Source organism: Lachnospiraceae bacterium JLR.KK002 (assembly GCA_036941025.1).
Lineage (GTDB): Bacteria > Bacillota > Clostridia > Lachnospirales > Lachnospiraceae > Petralouisia.
The window spans coordinates 1,987,559-2,012,956 of record JAYMNP010000001.1 but is presented as its reverse complement, the minus strand read 5'-3'; the positions used below and the strand labels follow the sequence as shown (position 1 = coordinate 2,012,956).

At 44.4% G+C, this 25,398-nt stretch carries 23 protein-coding genes and 5 pseudogenes; 23 read left to right on the top strand and 5 right to left on the bottom strand.

Annotation, left to right across the window (positions count from 1 at the left end; all coding sequences use genetic code 11):
* Positions 1-161: 161 nt before the first annotated feature.
* A complete protein-coding gene (locus VSQ32_09675) occupies positions 162-1,385 on the top strand; it encodes a transposase (protein MEH2943120.1) in 1,224 nt (407 codons plus the stop codon).
* A gap of 15 nt (positions 1,386-1,400) precedes the next feature.
* Here the strand turns inward: VSQ32_09675 and VSQ32_09670 are convergent.
* Positions 1,401-2,048 (bottom strand): annotated as a pseudogene (locus tag VSQ32_09670) (transposase).
* Between the two features lie 197 nt (positions 2,049-2,245).
* Between VSQ32_09670 and VSQ32_09665 the strand changes: the two are divergent.
* From VSQ32_09665 to VSQ32_09620, 10 genes and pseudogenes are all read left to right on the top strand, one after another.
* The gene (locus VSQ32_09665; protein ID MEH2943119.1) at positions 2,246-3,055 is read left to right on the top strand and encodes a transketolase; all 810 of its coding nucleotides are present in this window, start codon (positions 2,246-2,248) and stop codon (positions 3,053-3,055) included.
* A gap of 38 nt (positions 3,056-3,093) precedes the next feature.
* Entirely contained in the window at positions 3,094-4,026 is a 933-nt protein-coding gene (locus VSQ32_09660) for a transketolase family protein (protein MEH2943118.1), read from the top strand.
* Positions 4,027-4,030: 4 nt separating this feature from the next.
* The gene (locus VSQ32_09655) at positions 4,031-4,972 is read left to right on the top strand and encodes a PTS transporter subunit EIIC (protein MEH2943117.1); all 942 of its coding nucleotides are present in this window, start codon (positions 4,031-4,033) and stop codon (positions 4,970-4,972) included.
* Between the two features lie 107 nt (positions 4,973-5,079).
* A pseudogene (locus tag VSQ32_09650) lies at positions 5,080-6,475 on the top strand (transposase).
* Between the two features lie 259 nt (positions 6,476-6,734).
* The gene (locus tag VSQ32_09645; protein ID MEH2943116.1) at positions 6,735-7,322 is read left to right on the top strand and encodes a PTS glucose transporter subunit IIA; all 588 of its coding nucleotides are present in this window, start codon (positions 6,735-6,737) and stop codon (positions 7,320-7,322) included.
* Positions 7,323-7,517: 195 nt separating this feature from the next.
* Positions 7,518-7,952 carry a ribose 5-phosphate isomerase B gene (gene rpiB, locus VSQ32_09640; protein ID MEH2943115.1) on the top strand — a complete coding sequence of 145 codons (435 nt, stop codon included), beginning with the start codon at positions 7,518-7,520 and terminating at the stop codon, positions 7,950-7,952.
* 59 nt (positions 7,953-8,011) lie between these two features.
* On the top strand, positions 8,012-8,662 hold the full coding sequence (gene rpe, locus VSQ32_09635; GenBank protein MEH2943114.1) for a ribulose-phosphate 3-epimerase: 651 nt from the start codon (positions 8,012-8,014) through the stop codon (positions 8,660-8,662).
* A 70-nt stretch (positions 8,663-8,732) separates the two neighbouring features.
* Positions 8,733-9,710 carry an ROK family protein gene (locus tag VSQ32_09630; GenBank protein ID MEH2943113.1) on the top strand — a complete coding sequence of 326 codons (978 nt, stop codon included), beginning with the start codon at positions 8,733-8,735 and terminating at the stop codon, positions 9,708-9,710.
* A 77-nt stretch (positions 9,711-9,787) separates the two neighbouring features.
* On the top strand, positions 9,788-10,606 hold the full coding sequence (locus VSQ32_09625) for a Cof-type HAD-IIB family hydrolase (GenBank protein ID MEH2943112.1): 819 nt from the start codon (positions 9,788-9,790) through the stop codon (positions 10,604-10,606).
* Between the two features lie 50 nt (positions 10,607-10,656).
* Positions 10,657-10,996 (top strand): annotated as a pseudogene (locus VSQ32_09620) (alcohol dehydrogenase catalytic domain-containing protein).
* A 1-nt stretch (position 10,997) separates the two neighbouring features.
* Here the strand turns inward: VSQ32_09620 and VSQ32_09615 are convergent.
* Positions 10,998-11,126: pseudogene (locus tag VSQ32_09615) on the bottom strand (MarR family transcriptional regulator).
* Between the two features lie 183 nt (positions 11,127-11,309).
* Between VSQ32_09615 and VSQ32_09610 the strand changes: the two are divergent.
* The 4 genes and pseudogenes from VSQ32_09610 (at position 11,310) to VSQ32_09595 (ending at position 13,744) form a co-directional block, all read left to right on the top strand.
* Positions 11,310-12,029 (top strand): annotated as a pseudogene (locus tag VSQ32_09610) (radical SAM protein).
* A complete protein-coding gene (locus tag VSQ32_09605) occupies positions 11,983-12,924 on the top strand; it encodes a radical SAM protein (protein ID MEH2943111.1) in 942 nt (313 codons plus the stop codon). Before VSQ32_09610 ends, VSQ32_09605 begins: the two are co-directional and overlap by 47 nt.
* A 119-nt stretch (positions 12,925-13,043) precedes the next feature.
* A complete protein-coding gene (locus tag VSQ32_09600) occupies positions 13,044-13,205 on the top strand; it encodes a hypothetical protein (protein ID MEH2943110.1) in 162 nt (53 codons plus the stop codon).
* Between the two features lie 32 nt (positions 13,206-13,237).
* Positions 13,238-13,744 carry a YbaK/EbsC family protein gene (locus tag VSQ32_09595; GenBank protein MEH2943109.1) on the top strand — a complete coding sequence of 169 codons (507 nt, stop codon included), beginning with the start codon at positions 13,238-13,240 and terminating at the stop codon, positions 13,742-13,744.
* Here the strand turns inward: VSQ32_09595 and VSQ32_09590 are convergent.
* A complete protein-coding gene (locus VSQ32_09590) occupies positions 13,707-14,438 on the bottom strand; it encodes a FadR/GntR family transcriptional regulator (GenBank protein MEH2943108.1) in 732 nt (243 codons plus the stop codon). The genes VSQ32_09595 and VSQ32_09590 overlap by 38 nt on opposite strands.
* Positions 14,439-14,704: 266 nt before the next feature.
* On the opposite strand from VSQ32_09590, the gene VSQ32_09585 reads away from it, so the two are divergent.
* Genes VSQ32_09585 through VSQ32_09575 form a run of 3 tightly spaced genes read left to right on the top strand, consistent with a single transcriptional unit; the run spans position 14,705 to position 19,233 of the window.
* Complete coding sequence (locus tag VSQ32_09585) at positions 14,705-15,166, top strand: MarR family transcriptional regulator (protein ID MEH2943107.1); 462 nt, start codon at positions 14,705-14,707, stop codon at positions 15,164-15,166.
* Positions 15,167-15,223: 57 nt separating this feature from the next.
* Entirely contained in the window at positions 15,224-17,392 is a 2,169-nt protein-coding gene (locus tag VSQ32_09580; GenBank protein MEH2943106.1) for an ABC transporter ATP-binding protein, read from the top strand.
* Complete coding sequence (locus tag VSQ32_09575; protein MEH2943105.1) at positions 17,389-19,233, top strand: ABC transporter ATP-binding protein; 1,845 nt, start codon at positions 17,389-17,391, stop codon at positions 19,231-19,233. Before VSQ32_09580 ends, VSQ32_09575 begins: the two co-directional genes overlap by 4 nt.
* Before the next feature lie 187 nt (positions 19,234-19,420).
* Here the strand turns inward: VSQ32_09575 and VSQ32_09570 are convergent, their stop codons facing one another.
* A complete protein-coding gene (locus tag VSQ32_09570) occupies positions 19,421-19,873 on the bottom strand; it encodes a hypothetical protein (protein MEH2943104.1) in 453 nt (150 codons plus the stop codon).
* Between the two features lie 206 nt (positions 19,874-20,079).
* On the opposite strand from VSQ32_09570, the gene nrdD reads away from it, so the two are divergent.
* From nrdD to VSQ32_09550, 4 genes are all read left to right on the top strand, one after another.
* Positions 20,080-22,200, top strand: a complete 2,121-nt coding sequence (gene nrdD, locus VSQ32_09565) for an anaerobic ribonucleoside-triphosphate reductase (protein MEH2943103.1) — start codon at positions 20,080-20,082, stop codon at positions 22,198-22,200.
* Between the two features lie 10 nt (positions 22,201-22,210).
* The gene (gene nrdG, locus VSQ32_09560; GenBank protein ID MEH2943102.1) at positions 22,211-22,702 is read left to right on the top strand and encodes an anaerobic ribonucleoside-triphosphate reductase activating protein; all 492 of its coding nucleotides are present in this window, start codon (positions 22,211-22,213) and stop codon (positions 22,700-22,702) included.
* Positions 22,703-22,873: 171 nt separating this feature from the next.
* Positions 22,874-24,142 carry a diaminopimelate decarboxylase gene (locus VSQ32_09555; GenBank protein ID MEH2943101.1) on the top strand — a complete coding sequence of 423 codons (1,269 nt, stop codon included), beginning with the start codon at positions 22,874-22,876 and terminating at the stop codon, positions 24,140-24,142.
* A 16-nt stretch (positions 24,143-24,158) separates the two neighbouring features.
* Positions 24,159-24,497, top strand: a complete 339-nt coding sequence (locus VSQ32_09550; protein MEH2943100.1) for a hypothetical protein — start codon at positions 24,159-24,161, stop codon at positions 24,495-24,497.
* Positions 24,498-24,510: 13 nt separating this feature from the next.
* Here the strand turns inward: VSQ32_09550 and VSQ32_09545 are convergent, their stop codons facing one another.
* Entirely contained in the window at positions 24,511-24,714 is a 204-nt protein-coding gene (locus tag VSQ32_09545; protein MEH2943099.1) for a helix-turn-helix transcriptional regulator, read from the bottom strand.
* Positions 24,715-24,949: 235 nt separating this feature from the next.
* Here VSQ32_09545 and tnpA point away from each other — a divergent pair, with 235 nt between their 5' ends.
* Positions 24,950-25,384, top strand: a complete 435-nt coding sequence (gene tnpA, locus VSQ32_09540; protein ID MEH2943098.1) for an IS200/IS605 family transposase — start codon at positions 24,950-24,952, stop codon at positions 25,382-25,384.
* The last annotated feature ends 14 nt before the right edge of the window (positions 25,385-25,398 follow it).

The window sequence follows — 25,398 nt, the reverse complement described above, 5'->3', positions numbered from 1 at the left end:
AAACAAAAAAATACGAAAGAAAGTGATCCTGTACGACAAACTTATTATACAACGAAAAAACTATAATTGGTAGACTTTATCATTATTTTTACATTTATTTTGAGACTTGTTCCATTCCTACGGCTGAGACATTAATCCTGCTTCTTTTGTCCATACTGACACTGGAGTCAGCGGATTCCATCCGTTTCCTTTACAGGCATTTCCTGTCGAAGCTTACAGATAAATCCCTGAATGCCTTTTACTATGCCTGCTCCTATGCCAAAGTGGACTATTCCAGGTTTATCAATGCAACAGCATCCATGGCTTTGAAGCTGATCCCGGAAAACCTTAGGACACAGCCTGTCTTTCTATGTATTGACGACACTATTGTCCCCAAATATGGAAAGAAATTTGAGGATGTCTCAAAACTCTTTGACCATTCCGCGCATAACGGCAGCGGCTACCTGAACGGGCACTGCTTTGTGAGCGTCATGCTCTGCGTGCCGGTGTGGGATAAGGACAGGATTGTTTACCAGGCGCTGCCGCTTTCCTACCGCATGTGGCAGAAAAAAGAGTCCAAACTGGAACTTGCCGCTTCCATGGTACGGCAGGTCATGCCTGAGTTATCGGAAAAGAAAAATGTAATCATCCTGTGCGACAGCTGGTACACTAAAAGCTCCCTGGTTTCTGTCGTGGATGAATACCCGAACCTTGACCTGGTCGGAAATGCAAGGTACGACTCTGTCCTTTATGACCTTGCCCCGCAGCCGACCGGAAAAAGGGGGCGGCCTGCAAAACACGGGAAACGCCTTTCAGCGGATAGGGATTTTACACTTTCGGACGAAAAAATAGGCGGCTACTATATTGGAACACGCCGTGTCCTTACAAATATTTTCGGCACAAGGGAAGTCCTTGCCTATGTGACAGCCACAGAGAAGGAAGGCGGTTCCAGACGCCTGTTCTTCAGTACGGCCTTCCCAACACAGCTGCAGATTTTTTGTGCATGGCAGGAAAAGGTTCCTCTGAACCAGACGGGAAGTGCATGGATGAACTACATCCCCTTGTTCCTATATTCATTCAGATGGAATATTGAAATCGGCTATTACGAGCAGAAAACCTTCTGGTCGCTATGCAGCTATATGGTGCGTAGCCGGAGAGGGATTGAAATGCTGGTCAATCTGATCAACATAGCTTACTGCGCGATGAAGCTGCTGCCATACCAGGATGAAACATTTTCAAAATACCGTAAGGAAAGCGTACAGGATTTCAGGTTTGCACTCAGCGAAAGGATCCGGCAGGAGGTATTTTTTGCCACTTTCGTAGAAAAGAGCGAAAGTATAATAAAATCATCTGCCCTTATGAAAACCTTGAAATACCTTGTCTGGCAAAAGGGCTATTATTTGTAAAAGTTGTAAACTGGTGTAAGCATAACAGAAATGCCCGTTAATGTACATCTGCTGAATGGCTGGACTGGCGGCAGCATGGGAAGGCATGGAGCCGTAGGCGGCTTTATAAGGGTCAAAGGAATCGGCCATCCCTTTTGCTTTTTTGAAGGCTTTCAGCTGTTTGATGATACGGTTGGCATATTTGGGATTGTTTTCTGTAACCCATGCCTCAATGCCGGAGGTGTCAAAGAGAAGCATGGAAGCTTTCTGTGTATCAATACAATGGCAGATCGGTTCGGTCAAGTCAGCAAGATGATCGAACATGGATTGTAAGTCCGATAAAAAATCCTGTTTGAACCGGGTGAATTTAGAGGCATCCGGGACAACATCAAACCCACAGAAGTCCCGCAGTTCCTGGGAGTATTTCAGGAATATGATCAGCAGGGATGTTGTTGGGATTGAGAAGATAAGCTGTAATAACAGAGCCCTGAGCATTGGATAAAGCAGATGCTTACGGGGCCTGCCAGTGGCAGCATGGAAATGAGAAATAAAGGACACTGGGACCATTTCATCTAAGTTGATGGTATTTTCGAGAAGTGCAAGGAACTGATATTTATCATTATCAAATTTATTTTGGCAATCGGTAAAAATATCTGCCAAAGAGAGCTGTTTATGTGTTATCATATAGATACGACTCCTTTACTGGTGGATATGGATAATTGTTACTGGACATTTCAATTATACCACAGACCAGTGAGGAGTTGTTTTATTTTGTAACAAAGAGAATCCCGTATTTATGTGGGTTCTGGTGTTTCGCAAATGCCTAATAAATTTAAATCTCAGAAGGGAGTATGCAGTGCAAAGTACTGCTGGTAAAAGATATGAGTAATGTAAAAGAAATGGCAAAACAAATGAGGATTGACATCATTGAAGAAGTGGCGGCAGCAGGCTCAGGGCATCCGGGCGGCTCCCTTTCAGTAACAGATATCATGGCGGCATTGTATTTTGATAAGATGAATATTGATCCAAAGAATCCTAAGTGGGAAGACAGAGACCGTCTTGTTCTTTCCAAAGGGCACGTGGCTCCAGCTTTGTATGCAGCTTTGGCAGAAAAAGGATATTTTGACCGGGAAGATTTAAAGACCCTGCGGAAAAATGATTCCTTCTTACAGGGACATCCGGATATGAAAAAAACACCGGGCGTTGATGTGTCCACTGGTTCTCTTGGGCAGGGACTGTCTATTGCAAACGGCATGGCGCTTGCGGGAAGGATGAATTGCAAAAATTATTACGTGTATGTGATCCTTGGTGACGGAGAAATTCAGGAAGGCCAGGTATGGGAAGCGGCAATGTCTTCCGCACATTATAAGCTGGACCATGTGATTGCATTCCTTGATTTTAATGGTCTCCAGATTGATGGGACAAATGAAGAGGTCATGAATGTGAACCCGGTGGATGAAAAGTTCCGCTCGTTTGGATGGAATGTGCAGGTAATTGACGGGCATGACTGTGATGCGATTTCGGCAGCCGTTGACGAAGCAAAAAAGAAGGCAGGAAAGCCCAACATTATTATCTGCAAGACAGTAAAAGGAAAAGGTGTTTCCTTTATGGAGAATGAAGTGGGCTGGCATGGAACCGCACCAAATGCGGAACAGGCAGCGAAAGCATTGGAAGAATTAAGAGCTATTTAAATCATAGGAAGCAAGCAAAGAAAGCGAGGAGGATTAAAATGAATACAGCAACACGTGAAGCATATGGAAATACATTGGTAGAACTTATTGATAAAAATAAAGATGTCGTCGTACTTGATGCGGATCTTGCCCATGCGACAAAAACATTGAAATTCAGCCAGAAATGCCCGGAGCGTTTCTTTAACATGGGCATTGCGGAGGCAGATATGATCGGTACCGCAGCAGGACTTGCAACCTGCGGCAAAATACCGTTTGCAAGCACTTTTGCGGTATTTGCTACTGGGCGTGCCTTTGATCAGGTACGGAATACGGTCTGCTATCCCAATCTGAATGTGAAAATTGTAGGTTCCCATGCAGGGATTACAGTAGGGCCGGACGGCGGAAGCCATGAGGCGATTGAAGATATTGCAATCATGCGTTCCCTGCCTGATATGAGCGTTATTGTTCCGTCAGATGATGTGGAAGCGCGTGCGGCAGTCCTTGCAGCAGCAGAGATAAAAGGACCAATGTATCTGCGTATGGCGAGAGTTGCATCGCCGACTTATCATAAGGAGGATTATGTATTTGAGTTTGGAAAAGGTGAGCTTGTAAAAGACGGAAAGGATGTCACAATCATTGCGACTGGAATCATGGTGCCAAAGGCGCTTGAAGCGGCCAGAGCATTGGCGGAGGATGGCATTGAGGCGCAGGTAGTGAATATCCATACCATCAAGCCTTTGGATGAAAAGATGGTTGTAGAATGCGCAAAGAAAACAGGCAGAGTAATTACAGTGGAAGAAGCAACCATCTATGGAGGTCTTGGCTCTGCGGTGTGCGAAGTTCTTTCGGATAAATATCCTGTTCCTGTAAGACGGATTGGCGTGCAGGATAAATTTGGAAAATCCGGAGATCCGGATAAACTTCTGGAAGAATACGGACTGACATCAAAGAAGATTATGGAGACAGCACAAAAGATGCTAAGAGGGGAGTAAGCCTATGAAATATGAAGCAACAGTGAAAGGAATTGTTGAGCATATAGGCGGGTTGGATAATCTTGCAGTTGCGAACCACTGTGCGACAAGGCTGCGCTTTAAGCTGAAAGATATCACCAAAATGAATGAGGATGCTTTGAAAAAAGTAAAAGCGGTCATGGGTGTCAGAACCATGGAAGGAAATGAGATCCAGATTATCATTGGAACAGATGTGGTCACTGTTTATGATGAGTTTATGGAAATCACAGGATATAAAGAGGGAGGAGGGGGAGAGACACAGACCTCCGGAAAGAAAAAACTGTCTTTAAAAGGAATCGGTTCTATCATCGTGGAATATTTAAGCGGCACAGTTGCACCGGTAATCCCAATCTATCTTGGCTGTGGAATGCTGATGGCATTTTTGACCATATGTACAAACTTTTTGGGTCTGGATGCGGAAGATGGGGCGGTAAAAATTTTGAATGCGGCTGCAAACGCAGGATTTTACTTTATGCCGATCATACTGGGATGGTCCGCCTGCAGTAAATTGAAAGCGGATCCGGCATTGGGAGCTTTGCTTGGCATGACATTGGTATATTCAGATATCAATAATGTAGCCGGACTGGATTTCTTAGGACTTCCGGTTACGCAGGTACAGTATAATGGTTCATTCCTGCCGATGATTTTAGGCGCTGCTTTTTTGTCTTTTGTTTATCGTTTTTTCAAAAACAAGATTCCGCAGGCATGCCGTTACTTTCTGTTGCCATTGGTAACTCTGGTGATTTCTATTCCTGTAACGCTTGTTGTACTGGGGCCAATTGGGTATATTGCCGGAACGAAGCTGATGTGGTTCTTAAATCTCCTGGCTGGACAATTTAAGATTGGGGCATTGGCAGTATGGGGATTCTGCACTCCTCTCAGTATTATTACCGGTATAGGCGTTTGCGAAACGCCAGAACCCACATAAATACGGGATTCTTTTTGTTACAAAATAAAACAACTCCTCACTGGTTTGTGGTAAAATTGAGATGTCGAGTAACAATCAACCATCCACCAGAAAGGAGTTGTACCTACATGATACCATACAAACAGCTCTCTTTGGCAGATATTTTTACCGATTGCCAAAATAAATTTGATAATGATAAATATCAGTTCCTTGCACTTCTCGAAAATACCATCAACTTAGATGAAATGGTCCCAGTGTCCTTTATTTCTCATTTCCATGCTGCCACTGGCAGGCCCCGTAAGCATCTGCTTTATCCGATGCTCAGGGCTCTGTTATTACAGCTCATCTTCTCAATCCCAACAACATCCCTGCTGATCGTATTCCTGAAATACTCCCAGGAACTGCGGGACTTCTGCGGCTTTGATGTTGTCCCGGATGCCTCTAAATTCACCCGCTTCAAACAGGAGTTTTTATCGGACTTACAATCCATGTTCGACCATCTTGTTGACTTGACCGAACCGATATGCCATTCTATTGATACACAGAAAGCTTCCATGCTTCTCTTTGACACCTCCGGCATTGAGGCATGGGTTACAGAAAACAATCCCAAATATGCCAACCGTATCATCAAACAGCTGAAAGCCTTCAAAAAAGCAAAAGGGATGGACGATTCCTTTGACCCTTATAAAGCCGCCTACGGCTCCATGCCTTCCCATGCTGCCGCCAGTCCAGCCATTCAGCAGATGTACATTAACGGGCATTTCTGTTATGCTTATAAATTCGGTATTATTACCAACGGACTCGGCATTGTCCGGGATATTTCCTTTTATAACAAGGACTTTCTTGCGGCTCATCCTGACATCATTGTTGGAAAAAAATCTGATTCCCCGGATGAAGATAAGAGTCTTGCCGATTCCAGGGCATTGATTCCCACTTTAAAGGATTTCTTTCGCAAGCATCCGCTTATCAATCCGAAAACTTTTCTGGGAGACGCCGCATTTGATTCCATTGAAATCTACAAATACCTGTTACAGGAAGCTTCCTTTGAGCAGGCTTACATTCCCCTCAACGGCAGAATCTCCCTTCCAAAATCCGACTGCCCGCTGAATAAGGACGGCATCCCCTGCTGCCCCAAAGACCCATCCCTTCCAATGAAACGGGAAGGAAGCAAATCCCATCTCCGCTGCGGACTGCCAACCATGAAGTTTGTATGCCCGAAAATGAAATGGGAGTGGAACAAACTTACAAAGAAATCAAAACGTGTCTGCCACTGTGAAAATCCCTGTACTGAATCCCCCTGCGGCAGGATGTTTTATATTTATCCCGAGAAAAACCTGCGCGCCTATCCTGGTACGCTTCGTGGTACGGCCGAATGGGATTCCACCTATAAGCTCAGGGTAAACGTTGAGAAATCAATCAACCATTTCAAGGACAGCTTCTGTGTTGCCGGACGTAAAACGCAGAATGAAAAAACGCTTCATGCTGACCTGCTTCTCGCCGGGATTACCCAGCTTATTACTGTAATGGTGGCTGATAAACTGCACAGGCATGAATATATCCGCAGTTTAAAACCTCTGATTGCATAACCTTACATACCGCATACCATTTCACGGGCAGATATCCTTATCTGCTTTGTTTTCATGTCTTAAAATCCTTGTTATCCACATCCACCTCCTGTAAGTCCGGCTCAACCGGGCCTTTGCCCTATTGGAATCAAGATTTTGAACTTGTTTCGCAATTACCTATTATTACCGGTATGGATAAGGCAGTATACTTTATCAATATGGAACATCTGAACATGGTCGGATATGACAACATCTTCCCTCCGGGCGGTCTGGCGGGCAATGCGGCGATAGGCAGCGTATTTGCAGGATTAGTGGATTTGAAGCAGTATGTCTATGCGGGGCCCGGACTGATAACTTCCCCGGTATACATTTCTCCGGACGGAAGTATGACGAACTTCTATTTCTGCCTGATAACGATTGCAGTGTCTGCGTTGGCAGGATTCGCGATGACTTATCTTTTCAGTATGAGGAACCGGAGTCAGTATGACGGAGATGCAGCAGAAGAAAAAGTGGAAAAGACCGAAGGTGCGGACACAGCATTGACAGGAAAAGAGAAAGACGAAAGTGTAGCTTCCGCAGCCATAGAACAGGATATCGTAGCTGTCGTTGATGGGAAAAGCATTCCGATTGAAGAAGTGAAAGACGGGGTCTTCTCGGAGAAAATGATGGGAGAGGGCATAGCGTTTCTTCCGGAAGACGGAAAGGTTGTTGCACCATGTAGTGGAAAAATGTCCGTTGTATATGATACAGGGCATGCATACGGAATCACAGGGGGTCCGGCTGGATACGATGTTGGTCTTCCCTGATCTTGAAGCAGGTAATATCGATTTTATGCAATATGGAATGGTCAGGAAAGGCGATACAGTAGTTGCAAGTACAAAGTAATTAAACTGGTATGTGTTTATAATATGGCAGGATGCTTCCTCATGGTTTTTATATGGGGAGCACCTGCAAAAATAAAGTGTATCAGCCAAAGATATTGTATAGAAAGGGTAATGGAAATGATAGCGTTGGGAAGTGACCATGGTGGTTATGAATTAAAAGAGGAAATCAAAAAGCATCTGGATCAAAAAGGGATTGTTTTTAAGGACTTTGGATGCAATAGTGTGGAAGCTACGGATTATCCTGTCTATGCTAAGAAGGTAGCGCATGCTGTACGGACGGGTGAGTGTGATAGAGGAATTTTAATCTGTGGTACAGGAATAGGTATTTCCATAACTGCAAACAAATTTAAGGGAATTCGTTGTGCGCTATGTTCGGATTGCTTTTCGGCGGAAGCAACGCGCCTTCATAATAATGCTAATGTATTGGCCATGGGTGGCAGGGTTGTAGGAGTTGGACTGGCCCTGAAAATTGTAGATACTTTTTTGGATACGCCATTTTCCGGAGAGGAAAGACATATTAAAAGAATCGCACAAATAGAAGAAAACGTATAAATCATTCTTGAGGATATAGAAGTTGTGATGGTACTGTATGAATGGAAAGGCGGAGAGAGATGGGAAAAATAGCCCCCTCAATTTTAGCAGCGGATTTTGGAAAATTAGGTGACCAGCTTGTGCAGATAGAGCGTGCAGGCGCAGAAATGCTTCATATTGATGTGATGGACGGAGTGTTTGTGCCCAATATCTCAATTGGGTTTCCCGTCATTCATTCCATTCGTTCTTATACCCGGATGGTGTTTGATGTCCATATGATGGTTCAGACCCCAGAGAATTATATAAAAATGGCTGTGGATGCCGGAGCAGACTGCATTACTGTCCATCAGGAATCTTGCCCGCATCTGCACCGTGTCATTTGCCAGATTAAGGAAGAAGGATGTAGGGCAGGAGCGGCGCTTAATCCGGCGACTCCTTTACATATGCTGGAGTATGTGGTGAAAGATGTTGATATGGTTCTGCTGATGACAGTGAATCCGGGATTTGGCGGACAGACATTTATACCAGGGATGATCGAAAAGATCAGGGAGTGTCGTGAATTATTTGCCAGTAAGAACTGTAGTCCCCTATTGGAACTGGACGGAGGAATTACATTGGAAAACGCCGAAGAGTGTATCCGTGCAGGCGCTGATATTTTAGTGGCGGGATCTTCGGTGTTTCGGAATGATATTCAGGCTAATATCCAAAAGTTCAACCGTATGCTTCTGTAGAGAAGCAGTGACAGAATAGATGAAATGCATCAGGCTGTGAATCAATGAGCAGCAAAACAGGGAGGAATTTATGCTTAAATATCTTATTGGGATTGATGTCGGCGGTACAAACATAAAAGTTATGATCATGGATACCGGTCTGACGGTCATAGGAAAGAGGTCTTTTCCCACAAGCGCCGAAGATGGATATGATATGATTTCTGACAGAATCATCACAAACATCGATTGTATGCTGGCAGAAAAAAACATTGACAGATCATCTGTCATGTATCTTGCAATGGGGTTGCCCGGTATCGTAGACAGAAAAGCACAAAAAACCATATATCTTTCAAAGCTGAAATGGGATGGCTTTAACCCTGCTGCTAAATTAGGGCAATACTACCAGGTACCGACTGCCATAGACAATGATGCCAATATCAATGCTCTCGGAGAGTATGCTTTTGGGGAAAACGGAAAAAAGGATCTTGTGCTTCTTACTCTTGGCACCGGGATTGGAGGAGGCATTATAATTGACGGAAAGATTTTCGGAGGTTCTTCCAACATAGCAGCGGAAATAGGCCATATGACAATTAATGCTGCTGATGATGCCGAGTGCATGTGTGGTAAAAAGGGACATTTTGAATCCTATTGTTCCGGTTTTGCATTAAGGCGTGATTCTCTGGAAATGCTTGCGGACTTTCCGGACTCCGTTCTTCATAAATATATAGCAGAAGCAGATGGCTTGTATGATAATTCCATGATTACAAGAGGGGTTACTGAAAACGATGAATTGTGCAAAGAAATCTTTGACAGGTATATCCGTTTCTTTTCTATCGGTGTTGTAAATATTATGCATCTGCTTAATCCGGAGATTATACTAATAGGCGGGGGAATATCAAATGCAGGAGAGATTCTTCTGAATCCCCTGAATAAGATGTGCCGTCAGCTTGTCATTCATGAGCGGGCCTTTTGCCCTGTAGTTCGTGCATCGCTTGGTTCTGAAGCCGGGATGTATGGCGCTTGTGTGCTTGCGGCACAGATGACAGGGGTATACCGGGCTGGCAGCTGATGTTCCTGTGGCGGTTTGGCTGGAAAATTTTATAATCATGTGGCAGCAGGAAAAGAAGTTGGGTGGAGCGGGAAATTATGGGTTCAAAATATAAACTGATTGCATTGGATATGGATGGTACACTGTTGACATCAGATAAGAAGATACGGACAGATACACAGGAAATCTTGAAAAAGGCCGCAGCATCAGGAAAATATGTTTCCTTATCTACGGGAAGGGGGCTTGCAGAACTTTCAGACTATAAGGAGGAGCTTTCTTATGTCCAATATGGCATTTTAGTAAGCGGGGCAGTCATATATGATTTGAAAGAAAAGAGAATAATACATACCGATTATATTGACAGGAATCTTGTACGGCAGATCATGGACGTCGGCAGGGCGGAAATGGCAATGATTTATTTCCTGTCGGATGGCAAATCAGTTGTACAAAAGGACCAGGCTGCCCATATGGAGGACTTTCATATGGGAGTATATCAGAAAATGTATGACAGAATAACCATACAGTATGATGACATAGGGGAAGCTTACCTGCAGATGAGGAGTTTTGAGAAGGTCAATCTATTCTGCAGGACGGAAGAATCACGTCGGCGCTGCTTTGAACGTTTAAAGATGCTTCCCCTGCAGCTGACCTATGCGGAAGAGACATCCTTGGAAGCTGTCGCAAAAGGTATCTCAAAAGCAAGTGGGCTGAAGCGTTTATGCGAATATTTACATATTGATATAACGGAGACTATCGTTGTCGGGGATGCCCCGAATGATTTTGAAGCGTTGAAGACAGCAGGCTTTTCGGTTGCAATGGGAAATGCGGCAGAAGAGATTAAGGCCGTATGTGACGCGGTAGTTTCCGATAATGACCACAATGGAGTGGGGGAAGCGATTGTAAAGTATCTGCTGTAATGAATAAAGACGGAAGAACGCCCTAAAAATATGGGCTAAAATTAAAGGAAGAGATACATTATTACGAGACAGGGGCAATCGGTGACTATATGGTAAAACTGCCTTTTGTGCTTGATTATGAGCCGGGCGGAACAGTTGTGGAAGTGGGGAATGGATGTGGGACACCTGAAAGTCGGCGACAGGGTTGCATTGGAACTGGGTAAGACCTGTGGTCATTGTGAGTTCTGCAAAACAAGAAATTCGCATGTGGTCTTTTTCGCGATACCCTCGGTGGACAGGGTATTTCAGGAATATGCGACCCACGAAGCAAACCTTTGCTTTAAGCTGCCGGATAATGTAAGCACAATGGAGGGCACATTGATTGAGCCTCTGGCAGTGGGCTTCCATGCTCCCGTACTTTGTAAAAAGATATATACCATAAAATCAGGATTTTCCATTTGCCCGCAATACAGGACTGGAGCCTGCTCATTGGCTCACAGCGGGCGAGTTGTTTTTCTTCACTGAATTTGTTGTCTGCCATTCTTCTCACCTCACCATTAGTATAGGATACGCCGTATAAAAAAACAAGAACTGACTTTTTTGCTACTAAGTACGAAAAAAGGTACTATCACTAAGAAAAGACAGGACTTGTGGAATCCTCCCCGGTTTGTGTAACCTTATATGCAGAAAAGATGAAAATAATGTGTACGAAAGGAGAATGATTATGCACTATACAGGAACAATCTGGCGGCCGCCTTATGAGGCAGGCTCGTTACTGCTGGAGGCGACAGCGGGATGCACCCATCATAAATGCAAATTCTGCACATTATACAATGACCTGCCTTTTTCTTTTCGGATGTCTCCCTTGCAAGGATTACCGATATTGGGCCAAAATCCGATGAAGAATTGCAGCGGTTAAAAAATGCAGGGTTTGACGGACTGACGATAGGCATGGAAACGGCAGATGATGAGGCGCTGCAGTTTATGAATAAGGGTTATGGAAAAAAAAGACATTCTGGTGCAGTGCGGGCGTCTGGATAAAGCAGACATATCCTGTAAATTTTTCTATCTGGCTGGCATATCAGGGAAAGGCAGGGGAGCAGAGGGGGCAAAAGTGACCGCAGAGGTCTGTAATCAGTTACACCCGAAACTGATTGGCGCCAATATGCTGACAATCTATCCGGACTCTGAATTATATCAGGAAATCAGGAAAAGAAACTGGCAGCAGCCGGGCGAAAAAGAAAAGTACATGGAAATGAAAACTCTGATTGAAAACCTTGCCATAGAGACGGAATTTGCGGCAATGGGAGCCTCCAATGCGGTACAGTTATATGGGGTTCTCCCAAAGGATAAAACAAAGCTGATGACTGTTCTGGATGATATTACGGGCAGTGTGGATGAAAAAGAGCTGGAGCGTTACCGTAAAAATCTCCGGCATTTATGAAGGGGGAAGAATGATGCACTTTAGCGGACGGACATGGAGGCCACCTTATGAGGCGGATTCCTGTATTATTGAGCTGACGGCGGGATGTGCCTATGGGAAATGCAGCTTTTGCAATCTGTATGAGAATGAGCCCTTTCGGATGGTTTCATTGGAACAGTTTGAGGAAGATTTGCAGGAAATCAAGGATTACCAGCCCCATGCAAGGCGGCTGTTCATGACAGGGGCAAATCCCTTTGCGCTGTCCTATGAACGGTTAAAGCCTTATGTGCTGACAGTGAGGGATTACCTGATTAAATGCCAGTCCATTGCCATGTTTTCCAGTATCCGTGATATTCAAAATAAGGAGGTATGGCAGCTCCGGAAACTGCGGGCAATGGGAGTGAATGGCCTGAGTATCGGGACGGAAAGCGGGGATGATGATACCCTTGCCCTTGCCGGGAAAGGTTACACGGCAGATGATATTCTAAAGCAGTGCCGAAAACTGGATGAGGCAGGTATAGAATATTATTTTGTATATATGACCGGGCTGGCAGGAAAGGGAGGCGGATATTGTAATGTAGTAAACAGCGCCAGACTGTTTAGCAGGCTGAATCCATACTTTATTTCTGTGGATGCACTGACATTATTTCCCAGTACCAGACTTTATGATATGGCAGAAACGGGCAGTTTTATCCCGGCAGGAGAGAAAGAGAGATTGCAGGAGTTACAGGTGTTTATTCAGAATTTGCAGATCAGGACACATCTGTTTGCCAGTTCTTCCTCGAATTTTTATCCATTATCTGTTTATCTGCCAAAAGAAAGGGAAAGCGCCATTTCAGAGCTGCAATATGTGATGGACCACCACAGCGAGGAGGAGATGGCGGCATACCGGGCAGGACTGAAATCATTAGGGTAAAAAGATAATTTTGATAAAATGCAGGAACTTCGAAAAAGGGGCGGGGTATTTAACCCTTCCCTTATATGTAAAAATATGCTATAATATAATAAAACATATAAAAACATACAGAAGGATTCATGGAGAAAAATTCATTGCAAACAGGTGAACATCTGAAAGAAATACGGAAAACAAGGGGGCTGACTTTGGATAACGTATCGGAGATGACAGACGTAAGCAAACCCATGTCAGGGCAGATTTCAAACGGATTAAAGATGAGATGTGTACGGTTTACAACGTAATTTTTTATCCGGCTAATTAAAGGAGGAAAACAATGGCAATAGATAAGGTAAAGGCGTATTTCAGAGAATATGGGGTGGAGGAAAGGATTGAAGAATTTGATGTGTCCAGTGCAACGGTGGAGCTTGCCGCCAAAGCATTACACTGTGAGTCTGAGAGGATAGCAAAGACACTTTCTTTTGTACTGGAAAATGAGGCGGTGCTGATTGTGGCGGCCGGGGATGCGAAGATTGACAATCCAAAATATAAGGCAAAATTTGGTAAAAAGGCAAAAATGCTCTCACTGGATGAGGTGGAAACATTAGTGGGACATGCAGTGGGCGGTGTCTGTCCGTTTGCGGTAAATGAGGGCGTAAAAGTATATCTGGATGTGTCGCTGAAACGGTTTGAAACGGTTTTCTCTGCCTGCGGCAGTTCTGACAGTGCAATCGAGCTTACCATTCCGGAGCTGGAGAAATATTCAGGATATGCGGAATGGGTGGATGTGTGCAAAGGGTATTCCTTTACGATTTATTCTCCTGCTCAGAATTTTTCTGCATGAGCTTATCCAGCTGAGCTTCTACAATTCGGAAATGTTTGTCAAATGCTTTCATGGCTTCCGCCAGATTCCGCTCCACCAGTGCATGATAAATTCCCCAGTGGGAACGTCTCAGCAGTTCTGCCCGCATTTTATTGGTCAGTATTTTTGTTCGGAAATTTTCTATAAACTGATCCAGCAGATTGTCCAGCATGGAATTATATAAAATCAGCATCCGGTTATGGGAACTTTTTACCAGCGTATGATGGAATTCCAAATCCAGTTTCGCACTTTCTCTGGAGCTCATGGGCTGATCCATTTTCTCTAAAATATGGCGCATTTCTTCCAGTTCTTCCGGGGTTGCTGTCTCCACAGCAAGTCTGACCGCCGCATATTCATATCCGATACGGATATGAAAAATTTCGGCATAATCAATTTCCAGAAGAGCCATTACCATATTGACGGATTTGAGCATATATTCCATTGGATCACATCTGACATAATTGCCGCTTCCCTGCAGACACTCAATTAATCCTGTGATTTCCAGCATATGCATGACCTCACGGATAGAATTGCGGCTGACCCCCAATTGTTCCGCAATTTCCCGTTCTGTGGGAATTTTATCATTTAATTTTAATTTTCCGGACAAAATCTGCTCCGAAAAATATTCAAATACATATTCATATGTTTTCTTTCCATTTAATCTGGGATTATCCATGTTTGTTGCCTCTGTCGCCTGACTGTGCCTTTCCTGTGAATTCCGCTGTTTCTGTATTGGTATATTTTATTATAATTATGAAAAATTTGCAACCTTTCCGGAAAGTTATCATCTCTTTTACAATAACCCTGCTGTGAGATTTTCTACGGAATCAGAAAAAGATATTGACAAACAGAGAAATCAGGAATAATATATTATAGTGTAAATAAATAACAATGTTAATTAGTTACACTATAATATATTTTATAAAAACGGGGATAAGAATTATGAAAAATACAGCCGTACACACCAGACTGATGTATGCATTCCAACGAATCCGAAAAGTGGACGTAATACCGGAAACGGGGATTTCCAAAATGGAGTTTTTCGCATTGCAGGCTATCGGCGGTTATCAGCACAAAACAGGGCTGCCGGGAATTTATGTGTCAGAACTGGCTCACAATCTGAAAATTGCATCTTCTCAGACCTCCAGAATGCTGAAAACACTGGAGGAGAGGGAACTGATTGCCCGAAAAGCAGATGTCAGAGATCGGAGAAACACCTGCGTATTTCTGACGGAAAAGGGAAAGCAAATCTGCCGGGAAACTCAGGTATCTATGAAGCGCTATATGGAGCAGGTACTGCAGACTATGGGAGAAGAACGGGTGGAAGAACTGATTGAGCTGTGTAATGAACTGGCAGATGTTATGGAGCAGACGTCATTTCAGCATGAACAGAGTTCGTCCTGAAATGACGACAATATCACAGATTGCGATGCAATCTGTAACGAGAAGAGAGGGATGGGAATGGGAAAAATATTTCAATATCTGGGCAGATACAAAAGAGCGGTACTGTGCATTATTTTGCTTCTGGTTGCACAGGCATACTGTGAACTTTCACTGCCTCAGTATATGTCCGACATTGTGGACGTGGGAATTCAGCAGGGCGGGATTGCCCATGTATCGCCGGATGAAATGAGAGAAGAGACACTGGAAAATATCGTTCTTTTTCTGGAAAAAGAGGATGAAAAGATTTTGCGGGATTCCTATACGAAACAGGAGAACGGAAATTACAGGAGAAATAACTTAAACCAGGAGGAACTGGAAGCGCTGGATGAAATGCTGGGAGTGCCCCTGGCAGTTATGCAGTCCATGATGGAGAACATGAACCTGGATGGAAAAACTCTGCAGAAAATGGCAGAACAGGGTCAGATTACCAGAGAACAGATTCTGAAACTGGAACAGCAGGCCATGGAAGGAATGGGAGAGGGAAACAGCAGCCTGATTGCTCAGCGGGCAGGTCTTGCAGTCAGAAACGAATATGAAGCACTGGGCTGGAACCTGGGCGATTATCAGAACCGCTATATGTTTCGTACCGGAGGAAAGATGCTTGCCATGGCAATTGTGATGATGGCAGCCTCTGTCTTTACAGGTCTGCTTGCCGCACGCATTTCAGCTCGGATTGGTATGAAACTGCGCGGCCAGGTATTTCAGAAAGTAGTATCTTTTTCCAACTGTGAGCTGGAACAGTTTTCCACAGCCTCCCTGATTACCAGATGTACCAATGATATTCAGCAGGTGCAGATGGTGGAATTTATTCTGCTGCGCATGGTAATTTATGCCCCGATTATCGGAATCGGAGGTATTCTGAAGGTGATGAACACCAGAACAGGAATGGGCTGGATTATCGGGGTTGCTGTGGGCAGTATTATTCTGCTGGTAGGAATTCTGATGTCTGTAACCATGCCGAAATTTAAGAAAATGCAGACACTGGTGGATCGTCTGAATCTGGTTTCCAGAGAAATTCTGACAGGAATTTCTGTGATACGTGCCTTTTCCAGAGAAAAGTTCGAGGAAAAACGATTTGAGGGCGCCAGCCGGGATTTGATGAAAACCCAGTTGTTTACCAGCCGGGTTATGTCCATGATGATGCCGGCGATGATGCTGATTATGAACTGTATTACCGTATTGATTGTATGGTTTGGTTCCGAAGGCGTGGATCTGGGAAATCTGCAGGTGGGAGATATGATGGCCTTCATTACCTATACCATGCAGATTGTTATGGCATTTCTGATGATTACCATGGTATCAGTGATGCTGCCAAGGGCCGGAGTCGCAGCCAGACGTATTGACGAAGTGCTCCGTACCGAAGAAACAGTGAACGACCCTGTCTGTCCGGCGGCAGAACCTGAAGGGGGATGGAAAGGTGCAGTGGCTTTTGAGGATGTGTCCTTCGTCTATCCGGGAGCAGAGGAACCGGCAGTTTCCCATATTTCTTTTAAAGCAGAGCCAGGAAAGACCACGGCCATTATTGGAAGCACCGGCTGCGGAAAATCCACACTGCTGAATCTGATTCCCAGGTTTTATGATGTAACGGAAGGCAGGATTACTCTGGATGGTGTGGATATCCGGGATTTGAGCCAGAAAGAACTGAGAAATACGATTGGTTATGTGCCGCAGCAGGGATTTCTTTTTTCCGGTACAATTGCTTCCAATCTGCAGTTTGCAGGAAATGTGACAGAAGCGGATATGAAGGAAGCGGCAGAGATTGCTCAGGCAGAATCTTTTATTCTGGAAAAAGAAGAACGGTATGGCAGCCCCATTGCTCAGGGCGGTACCAATGTATCCGGCGGGCAGAAGCAGCGGTTGTCCATTGCACGGGCCATTGCTAAAAATCCCGGAGTACTTTTATTTGATGACAGTTTTTCCGCATTGGATTATAAAACCGACGTGGCGCTGCGGAAAGCGCTGACAAAGAAAACAACAGAGGCGGCTGTCATTATCGTGGCACAGCGTATCAGTACGATTCTTCATGCGGATCAGATTATTGTGCTGGAAGACGGAAAGATTGCCGACATGGGAACACACGAAGAATTAATGAAAAACTGTGAGACTTATCAGGAAATTGCAGCATCCCAGTTGTCAGAACAGGAGCTGAAGAAAACAGGCAGAGAGGAAGGAGGCGCTGTGGAATGAGCGAGCCGGGACGTCGAGGGAGAATGGGCCGCGGCCATGGCCCAGGCGCAGGTATGATGCCGGGAGAAAAAGCAAAAAATTTTCGGGGAACGATTGGAAAACTGATACGGTATATGGGAAACTACAAAATAGCCATTGTAATCGTTATGATATTTGCGGTGGCTTCTACTGTATTTGGTATTGCAGGACCTAAAATTCTGGGTCAGGCCACTACAGAACTTTTTAACGGGCTGGTAGCCAAAATTACCGGGACCGGCGGAATTGATTTTGGGAAAATCGGGGAAATCCTCCTGTTTCTGGTCTGTGTTTATATTGTCAGTGCGGTCTGCTCTTTCATTCAGAGCTGGATTATGACGGGCATCACTCAGAAAATATGTTTTCGGTTCCGGGCAGATATTTCCCGGAAAATCAACCGGATGCCTGTGAAATATTTTGAATCCCGGACAGTGGGAGAGGTGTTATCCAGGATTACCAACGATGTGGATACACTGGGACAGGGGCTGAATCAGAGTGTAACGCAGCTTATCACTTCGGTTACCACATTAATAGGAATTCTTGTAATGATGCTCAGTATCAGCCCTCTGATGACGCTGATTGCAGTGGTGATTCTTCCGGTATCCGCAGTTCTGATTGGAATTGTAGTGAAAATTTCTCAGAAGTATTTCGTGGCCCAGCAGAAGTATCTGGGGGAAGTCAACGGACAGGCAGAAGAGGTATTCAGCGGTCACAATATTGTAAAAGCATTTAATAAGGAAGAGGATATGCTGGAAACATTTCATAAGACCAATGATATCCTGTTTCAGTCTGCGTGGAAAGCACAGTTTCTGTCCGGTATGATGCAGCCCATTATGGGATTTGTTGGAAATCTGGGTTATGTGGCAGTGGCAGTGGCGGGAGGAATGCTTGCCATCCGGGGAACCATAGAGGTGGGAGAAATCCAGTCTTTTATTCAGTATGTCCGTCAGTTTACCCAGCCAGTTACTCAGGTGGCTCAGGTGTCCAATATGCTGCAGTCCACAGCAGCGGCGGCAGAGCGTGTCTTCGAATTTCTGGATGAAGAAGAGGAAGAAGATATGGAGAGGGATGATTCCGTACATCTTTCGGATATGGAAGGCAGGGTGAGTTTTGAACATGTACAGTTTGGATATGACAGTAACAAAGTGATAATTCATGATTTTAACTGTCAGGTGGAACCAGGGCAGATGGTGGCAATCGTGGGGCCTACCGGAGCCGGGAAGACTACCATGGTAAAATTGCTGATGCGGTTTTATGATGTGCTGGAAGGAAGTATAAAAGTAGACGGTCATGACCTGAGAGAGTTTAACCGAAGTGAACTGCGGGAAAACTTTGGCATGGTGCTGCAGGATACCTGGCTGTTTAAAGGGACTATTATGGAAAATATACGTTACGGCAGGCTGGATGCCACGGACGAAGAAGTCATTGCCGCTGCAAAAGCTGCCCATGCCCATCATTTTATTTCCACTTTGCCCGGCGGGTATGAGATGGAATTAAACGAGGATGCCAGCAATGTGTCTCAGGGTCAGAAACAGCTTCTCACCATTGCGCGGGCGATTCTGGCCGATAATCCTGTACTGATTCTGGATGAGGCAACTTCATCCGTGGATACCCGTACGGAAGAACGGATTCAGAAGGCCATGAATAATCTGATGAAAGGCAGAACCAGTTTTGTAATAGCCCACAGGCTGTCCACAATCCGGGATGCAGATGTGATTCTGGTGATGAAAGACGGTGATATTATTGAGCAGGGAAATCATCAGGAACTTCTGGCAAAGAACGGATTTTATGCAGACCTGTATAATTCTCAGTTTGAAGCAGCATAAAATTTTCTGTATATCCAGGGAAAAGTGAAAGGGATTTTCATAAAAAGAATGTCTTCAGTTATCTTTTACTGTATCAGAAATTTTTGGGTTCCCGATACAGTAAAAGAATATTCTGTAATTCGGAAATTTGCAGTTTCCCGCTGAAAGGCGGGTTGCATATGATAACAGTTACATGAAAAAAGAAAGGTTACGATATGTTATATTCCTTAAGAACTGCTGTATTGCGGGAAATCTGCCGTGTATGCATGTCCAGGGTTCCGTGTATAACGCGGAACTCTGCCCGGAACTCCGCATTTGTTTCTTTCTGTGAAACATAGAATTCTTCTGTCATGGCATAATTTCTGCTCACAATGTGCTCTATTCTGTCCAGCCGACCGTCAATCTGTTCAAGATGTGTCTGCACATTCCGCATTTCCGATTTGAGGGTGTGTACCTCTGATTCAAGAGTGTGTACTTCTGATTTCAGAACCTGCACATCGTTTTTCAGAATCTGCACATCGTTTTTCAGAACCTGCACATCGTTTTTCAGAACCTGCACATCATCTTTTAAAACCTGCACATCATCTTTCAGTTCCCGTATGTCATTTTTCATTTCATGTAATTCGGACAGAATTAAATCCAGTTTTTCGCTTTCAGTCATTTGCTCACCTCCCTGATTTTAAGATAATATGATTGTATCATGTTCGGGACAAAAAGTCCATGCGTATCTATTGACTTCTTCAAAATCACATGGTAAGATATACACCGTAGCACAAGATATAGTGTTGAAAAGAGAAAAACAGAGAATAATTCACAAGATATATATGAAACTGCAGATACAGAACAGGAGGAGAAGGAATGGACAAAATGTTTAAGGTCATCAAAAAGGATGGGACAAAAGAGGATTTTAATGTGCAGAAAGTGGTAGTTGCTGTCAATAAATCTGCCTATCGCGCACTGATTACATTTACAGAGGAAGAATTAAAATTCATCTGCCAGTTTGTAGAGGAAAAAGTGGAGTCCATGGGTATAGAAGAAGTGAAAATAGCCCAGATGCATAATATTGTGGAAGGCGCGCTGGAAAAGGTAAATCCGGTGGTGGCAAAGAGTTATCGGGATTATCGAAATTATAAGCAGGATTTTGTGCAGATGCTGGACGAGGTTTATAAAAAGAGCCAGTCTATTATGTACATAGGGGATAAGGAAAATTCCAACACGGACAGCGCGCTGGTATCCACCAAGCGCAGCCTGATTTTCAATCAGTTAAATAAGGAGCTGTACCAGAAATTCTTTATGACGACAGAGGAGATTCAGGCATGTCGGGACGGTTACATTTATGTTCACGATATGTCCGCGAGAAGAGATACCATGAACTGCTGTCTGTTTGATGTGGAAAATGTGCTGCGGGGCGGTTTTGAAATGGGAAATCTCTGGTACAATGAGCCGAAAACTCTGGACGTGGCCTTTGATGTAATCGGAGATATTGTGTTAAGTGCCGCAAGTCAGCAGTACGGCGGATTTACTGTGCCCAGTGTGGAAAAAATTCTGGAGCCCTATGCAGAGAAATCCTATGTAAAATATAAAGAGAAGTATCTTGGCCTTGGGCTGAGTCAGGAACGGGCGGAAGAAGAAACCATGAAAGATATCGCGCGTGACCTGGAACAGGGGGTACAGGGCTGGGAGTACAAATTTAATTCCGTATCCTCCAGCCGCGGGGATTACCCGTTTATTACCATGACCTTTGGGACAGGGACAGGGAAATTTGCGAAGATGGCCTCCATCGCCATGCTGGAGGTGCGAAGAAAGGGGCAGGGGAAGGAAAGCTGTAAGAAGCCCGTGCTGTTTCCAAAGCTGGTATTTCTCTACGATGAAAATCTTCACGGGCCGGGAAAAGAACTGGAGGACGTATTTGAAGCGGGAATCGAATGTTCCCGGAAAACCATGTATCCCGACTGGCTGAGCCTTACGGGAAAAGGCTATATTTCCAGTATGTATAAGCAGTACGGGGAAATCATCAGCCCCATGGGCTGCCGTGCCTTTCTGTCGCCCTGGTATGTGAAAGGCGGTATGAATCCTGCAGACGATACAGACCATCCTGTATTTGTGGGACGGTTTAATATTGGGGTGGTCAGCCTTCATCTGCCCATGATTCTGGCAAAATCCAGACAGGAAAGCCGGGAGTTCTATGAAGTTCTGGATTATTACCTGGAGTTAATCCGGCAGCTTCACATCCGGACTTACGCCTATCTGGGAGAAATGCGGGCAAGTACAAATCCTCTGGCTTATTGTGAAGGAGGTTTTTACGGCGGACATCTCGGCATTCATGACAAAATCAAACCTCTGTTAAAGACAGCAACAGCTTCTTTCGGAATTACGGCATTTAACGAACTGCAGCGGCTGTACAACGGAAAATCACTGGTGGAAGATGGACAGTTTGCCATTGAAGTGCTGGAACATATCAATGAGAAGATTACGGAATTTAAAAAGGCAGACGGAAATCTCTATGCTATCTATGCGACTCCGGCAGAAAACCTCTGCGGGCTGCAGGTAAAGCAGTTCCGCAAGAAATACGGTATTGTGGAAAATGTATCTGACCGGGAGTATGTCAGCAATGGCTTCCACTGCCATGTGACAGAAGATATTACGCCCATACAGAAACAGGATCTGGAATATCGTTTCTGGGAACTGAGCAACGGCGGCAAAATCCAGTATGTGAAGTATCCCATTGATTATAATAAAGAAGCAGTGAAAACCCTGGTAAGGCGGGCGATGGATATGGGATTCTATGAAGGGGTGAATCTGTCCCTGGCCTATTGTGACGACTGCGGACATCAGGAGCTGGAAATGGATGTATGCCCCAAATGCGGCAGCCATAACCTGACTAAGATTGAGCGGATGAACGGATACCTGTCCTATTCCAGAGTAAAGGGCGACACCCGGCTGAACGACGCCAAAATGGCTGAAATCAAAGAGCGCAGAAGCATGTAAGGAGAAATCTATGAGATATCACGATATAACAAAAGACGATATGCTGAACGGTGACGGACTTCGTGTGGTCTTATGGGTATCCGGCTGTTCCCATTGCTGTAAGGAATGTCAGAATCCCATTACCTGGGATTCCAATGGAGGGCTGCTGTTTGATGAAAGTGCAAAACAGGAAATTTTTACGGAACTGGCCAGAGATTATATTTCGGGAATTACCTTCAGCGGCGGAGATCCTCTGTATTTCGGGAACCGTTCCGATGTGCTGAAGCTAGCCAGGGAAATTAAGGAGAGATTTCCGGAGAAAACCATCTGGATGTATACCGGATTTGTATGGGAGACCATAGCGAAGCTGGAAATTATGAAATATGTGGACGTACTGGTAGACGGAGAGTTTCAGGCGGAGCGGAAAGATACCAGGCTGTACTGGCGGGGAAGCTCCAATCAGCGGGTCATCAACGTTCCTGCCACCAGAGCGGAGGGGAAAGTTGTGCTGCACTGCGAATAGTATTAATTTCTTGACATTTTTCTGTCAAACTATTATAGTATTCCTGAATTTATATGACAGAAGATGAGTTCGGAAAGTATCCGGCCGGCAGGAAAAATTTCCCGGAAATGTGCGGTACGGGTTCCGGGACGAACCAGAGCGGAAAGCCGGAAATAAGGAGAGACAGAGCGTATGAAAAAAGAGCCGTTTGTAACAAAAGAACAGTTAGAGGAAATTGTGAAGAAATATCCTACCCCCTTTCATTTATACGATGAAAAAGGAATTCGCGCCAATGCGAAGGCACTGAAGGAGGCATTTTCCTGGAATCCGGGATTTAAAGAGTATTTTGCAGTAAAGGCGACGCCCAATCCTTTTCTGATTAACATTTTAAAAGAATATGGCTGCGGCTGCGACTGCTCCTCTATGACAGAGCTGATGCTGGCGGATGCACTGCATTTTGAAGGGCAGGACATTATGTTTTCCTCCAATGCCACACCGGCCGATGAGTTTCAGTTTGCCAGCGATATCGGAGCAGTTATCAATCTGGATGATTTTACCCATATTGATTTTCTGGAAAAAACCATCGGATATATTCCGGAAACCATAAGCTGCCGGTATAATCCGGGAGGTGTATTCCAGATCAGCAACAGTATTATGGACAATCCGGGAGACGCAAAATATGGATTTACCACGGAACAGTTGTTTGAAGGATTTAAAGTATTAAAAGAAAAAGGCGCGAAGCACTTCGGAATTCATGCGTTTCTGGCCAGCAATACGGTGACAAACGAATATTATCCCACGTTGGCAAAAACGTTGTTTGAGGTGGCAGTAAAATTAAAGGAAGAGACAGGAGCAGATATCCGTTTTATCAATTTATCCGGCGGAATCGGTATACCCTACCGGCCGGATCAGGAGCCAAATGATATTTATGCCATCGGTGCAGGAGTACGGGACGTGTATGAAGAAGTTCTTGTTCCGGCGGGCATGGGCGATGTGGCCATTTACACGGAGCTGGGCCGGTTTATGATGGGGCCTTACGGCTGTCTGGTGACCACTGCCATTCATGAGAAACATACTCACAAAGAATATATAGGCTGCGACGCCTGTGCGGTAAATCTGATGCGTCCGGCCATGTATGGGGCTTATCATCATATTACGGTTGCGGGGAAAGAAGAGCAGGTATGTGATCACAAATATGATATTACGGGCTCTCTCTGCGAGAATAATGATAAATTTGCCATCGACCGTATGCTTCCAAAAATTGACATGGGAGATCTTCTGGTAATTCACGATACCGGAGCTCATGGATTTTCCATGGGATACAATTATAATGGCAAACTGAAATCAGCAGAAGTGCTGCTGAAAGAGGATGGAAGTACGCAGCTGATTCGGCGGGCGGAAACACCGAAGGACTATTTTGCCACATTTGACTGTTTTGATATTCTGAAAGATATGAAATAACTGTTCAGGAGATATTATGATAGAGCGCAAAGATATTCTGTCCATTCCGTATCTGAAGAAGACAACATTTACCGGAAGCCATGAAGGACTGCGCTTCCGGTTTGCTGTTGTGAAAAAAGAACTTCCTCCGGAGGACGGAACAGAAAAAGGAAAAGAAATGCAAAAGCTGCAGGTGGTTGCCTGGGAGGCGCCTTATGGATTTGATGCAACACCGGAGGAAAAAAAGCAGTGGATGGAAACGGAGTTTTCGGAAGAAGGCATACAAAATGCCATTAACTGGCTGAACGGACTCTGGGAGGCGGAACCGGGAAAATGGCAGGCAGCAAAAAGCAACTGGCAGGAAAGGGAATACTGATAGCAGTTTCCAATCAGCCATCTCTTTCCACAGAAAGAATATCTTCCACTCCACAGTCCAGGTAAATGCATATTTTCTCCAGTGTATCAAAACCGATACGGGTGGTTCTGTTATGATTCAGATTTCTGAGCGTTGTCACAGATATTCCGGTGTCTTTTGCCATCTGATTCTGTGAGATTCCCCTGTCATCTAAAATCTGGTTAAGCATAATTTTCATATATCATCACTCCATATTGAATATAAGACAGAGTTTTTCCAAAACTGTCCGGAATATGCATGTGAAATCGTTTGCGTGCTGGTAATTACTGAATATTATGTATGATGGATGAAGAGGTTTATTGTCTGTATAATGGGGTTAAAACCCTCGCCTTTAGGCGAAACCTTTAGGTAAACCCCATAGCTTCAAGTTTAGAAAAGGTGAAAACAGAGATACTAAACTTGAGGTGAAAGAAATGGAAAATTACAGAAAGTCAGCACATTGCACATACGATATCAAGTACCATTTAGTCTGGATAACAAAATATCGAAAACCAGTGATAACAGGAAAAATAGCGATAAGAACAAGAGAACTCATCAGAATCATCTGCCAGAGCAATGAAGTAGAAATACTGGCAGGACATGTTGGAAATGACCATATCCATCTGTTGGTATCCGTTCCGCCGCATTTGTCAGCGAGTAAGTTGGTACAGTATATAAAAGGGAATACGTCGCGAAAATTGCAGATGGAATATAAAGAATTAAATAAGCAATTCTGGGGTCAACACTTGTGGGCAAGAGGCTATTTTGTAGCAAGCAGTGGAAATGTAACAGATGAAATCATCAAGGAGTATATCAAGAATCAAGATCTGCAAGAGAGGAGCAATTCTGATAACTTTGAGATAGGATAAAAGTAATGGGATAC

Coding starts and splice junctions, on each gene's coding strand:
- VSQ32_09665 (MEH2943119.1), top strand. CDS start 2,246: ATGAGTAATGTAAAAGAAATGGCAAAACAAATGAGGATTGACATCATT.
- VSQ32_09660 (MEH2943118.1), top strand. CDS start 3,094: ATGAATACAGCAACACGTGAAGCATATGGAAATACATTGGTAGAACTT.
- VSQ32_09655 (MEH2943117.1), top strand. CDS start 4,031: ATGAAATATGAAGCAACAGTGAAAGGAATTGTTGAGCATATAGGCGGG.
- VSQ32_09645 (MEH2943116.1), top strand. CDS start 6,735: ATGGAACATCTGAACATGGTCGGATATGACAACATCTTCCCTCCGGGC.
- rpiB (MEH2943115.1), top strand. CDS start 7,518: ATGATAGCGTTGGGAAGTGACCATGGTGGTTATGAATTAAAAGAGGAA.
- rpe (MEH2943114.1), top strand. CDS start 8,012: ATGGGAAAAATAGCCCCCTCAATTTTAGCAGCGGATTTTGGAAAATTA.
- VSQ32_09630 (MEH2943113.1), top strand. CDS start 8,733: ATGCTTAAATATCTTATTGGGATTGATGTCGGCGGTACAAACATAAAA.
- VSQ32_09625 (MEH2943112.1), top strand. CDS start 9,788: ATGGGTTCAAAATATAAACTGATTGCATTGGATATGGATGGTACACTG.
- VSQ32_09605 (MEH2943111.1), top strand. CDS start 11,983: ATGAAAAAGAGCTGGAGCGTTACCGTAAAAATCTCCGGCATTTATGAA.
- VSQ32_09600 (MEH2943110.1), top strand. CDS start 13,044: ATGGAGAAAAATTCATTGCAAACAGGTGAACATCTGAAAGAAATACGG.
- VSQ32_09595 (MEH2943109.1), top strand. CDS start 13,238: ATGGCAATAGATAAGGTAAAGGCGTATTTCAGAGAATATGGGGTGGAG.
- VSQ32_09590 (MEH2943108.1), bottom strand. CDS start 14,438: ATGGATAATCCCAGATTAAATGGAAAGAAAACATATGAATATGTATTT.
- VSQ32_09585 (MEH2943107.1), top strand. CDS start 14,705: ATGAAAAATACAGCCGTACACACCAGACTGATGTATGCATTCCAACGA.
- VSQ32_09580 (MEH2943106.1), top strand. CDS start 15,224: ATGGGAAAAATATTTCAATATCTGGGCAGATACAAAAGAGCGGTACTG.
- VSQ32_09575 (MEH2943105.1), top strand. CDS start 17,389: ATGAGCGAGCCGGGACGTCGAGGGAGAATGGGCCGCGGCCATGGCCCA.
- VSQ32_09570 (MEH2943104.1), bottom strand. CDS start 19,873: ATGACTGAAAGCGAAAAACTGGATTTAATTCTGTCCGAATTACATGAA.
- nrdD (MEH2943103.1), top strand. CDS start 20,080: ATGTTTAAGGTCATCAAAAAGGATGGGACAAAAGAGGATTTTAATGTG.
- nrdG (MEH2943102.1), top strand. CDS start 22,211: ATGAGATATCACGATATAACAAAAGACGATATGCTGAACGGTGACGGA.
- VSQ32_09555 (MEH2943101.1), top strand. CDS start 22,874: ATGAAAAAAGAGCCGTTTGTAACAAAAGAACAGTTAGAGGAAATTGTG.
- VSQ32_09550 (MEH2943100.1), top strand. CDS start 24,159: ATGATAGAGCGCAAAGATATTCTGTCCATTCCGTATCTGAAGAAGACA.
- VSQ32_09545 (MEH2943099.1), bottom strand. CDS start 24,714: ATGAAAATTATGCTTAACCAGATTTTAGATGACAGGGGAATCTCACAG.
- tnpA (MEH2943098.1), top strand. CDS start 24,950: ATGGAAAATTACAGAAAGTCAGCACATTGCACATACGATATCAAGTAC.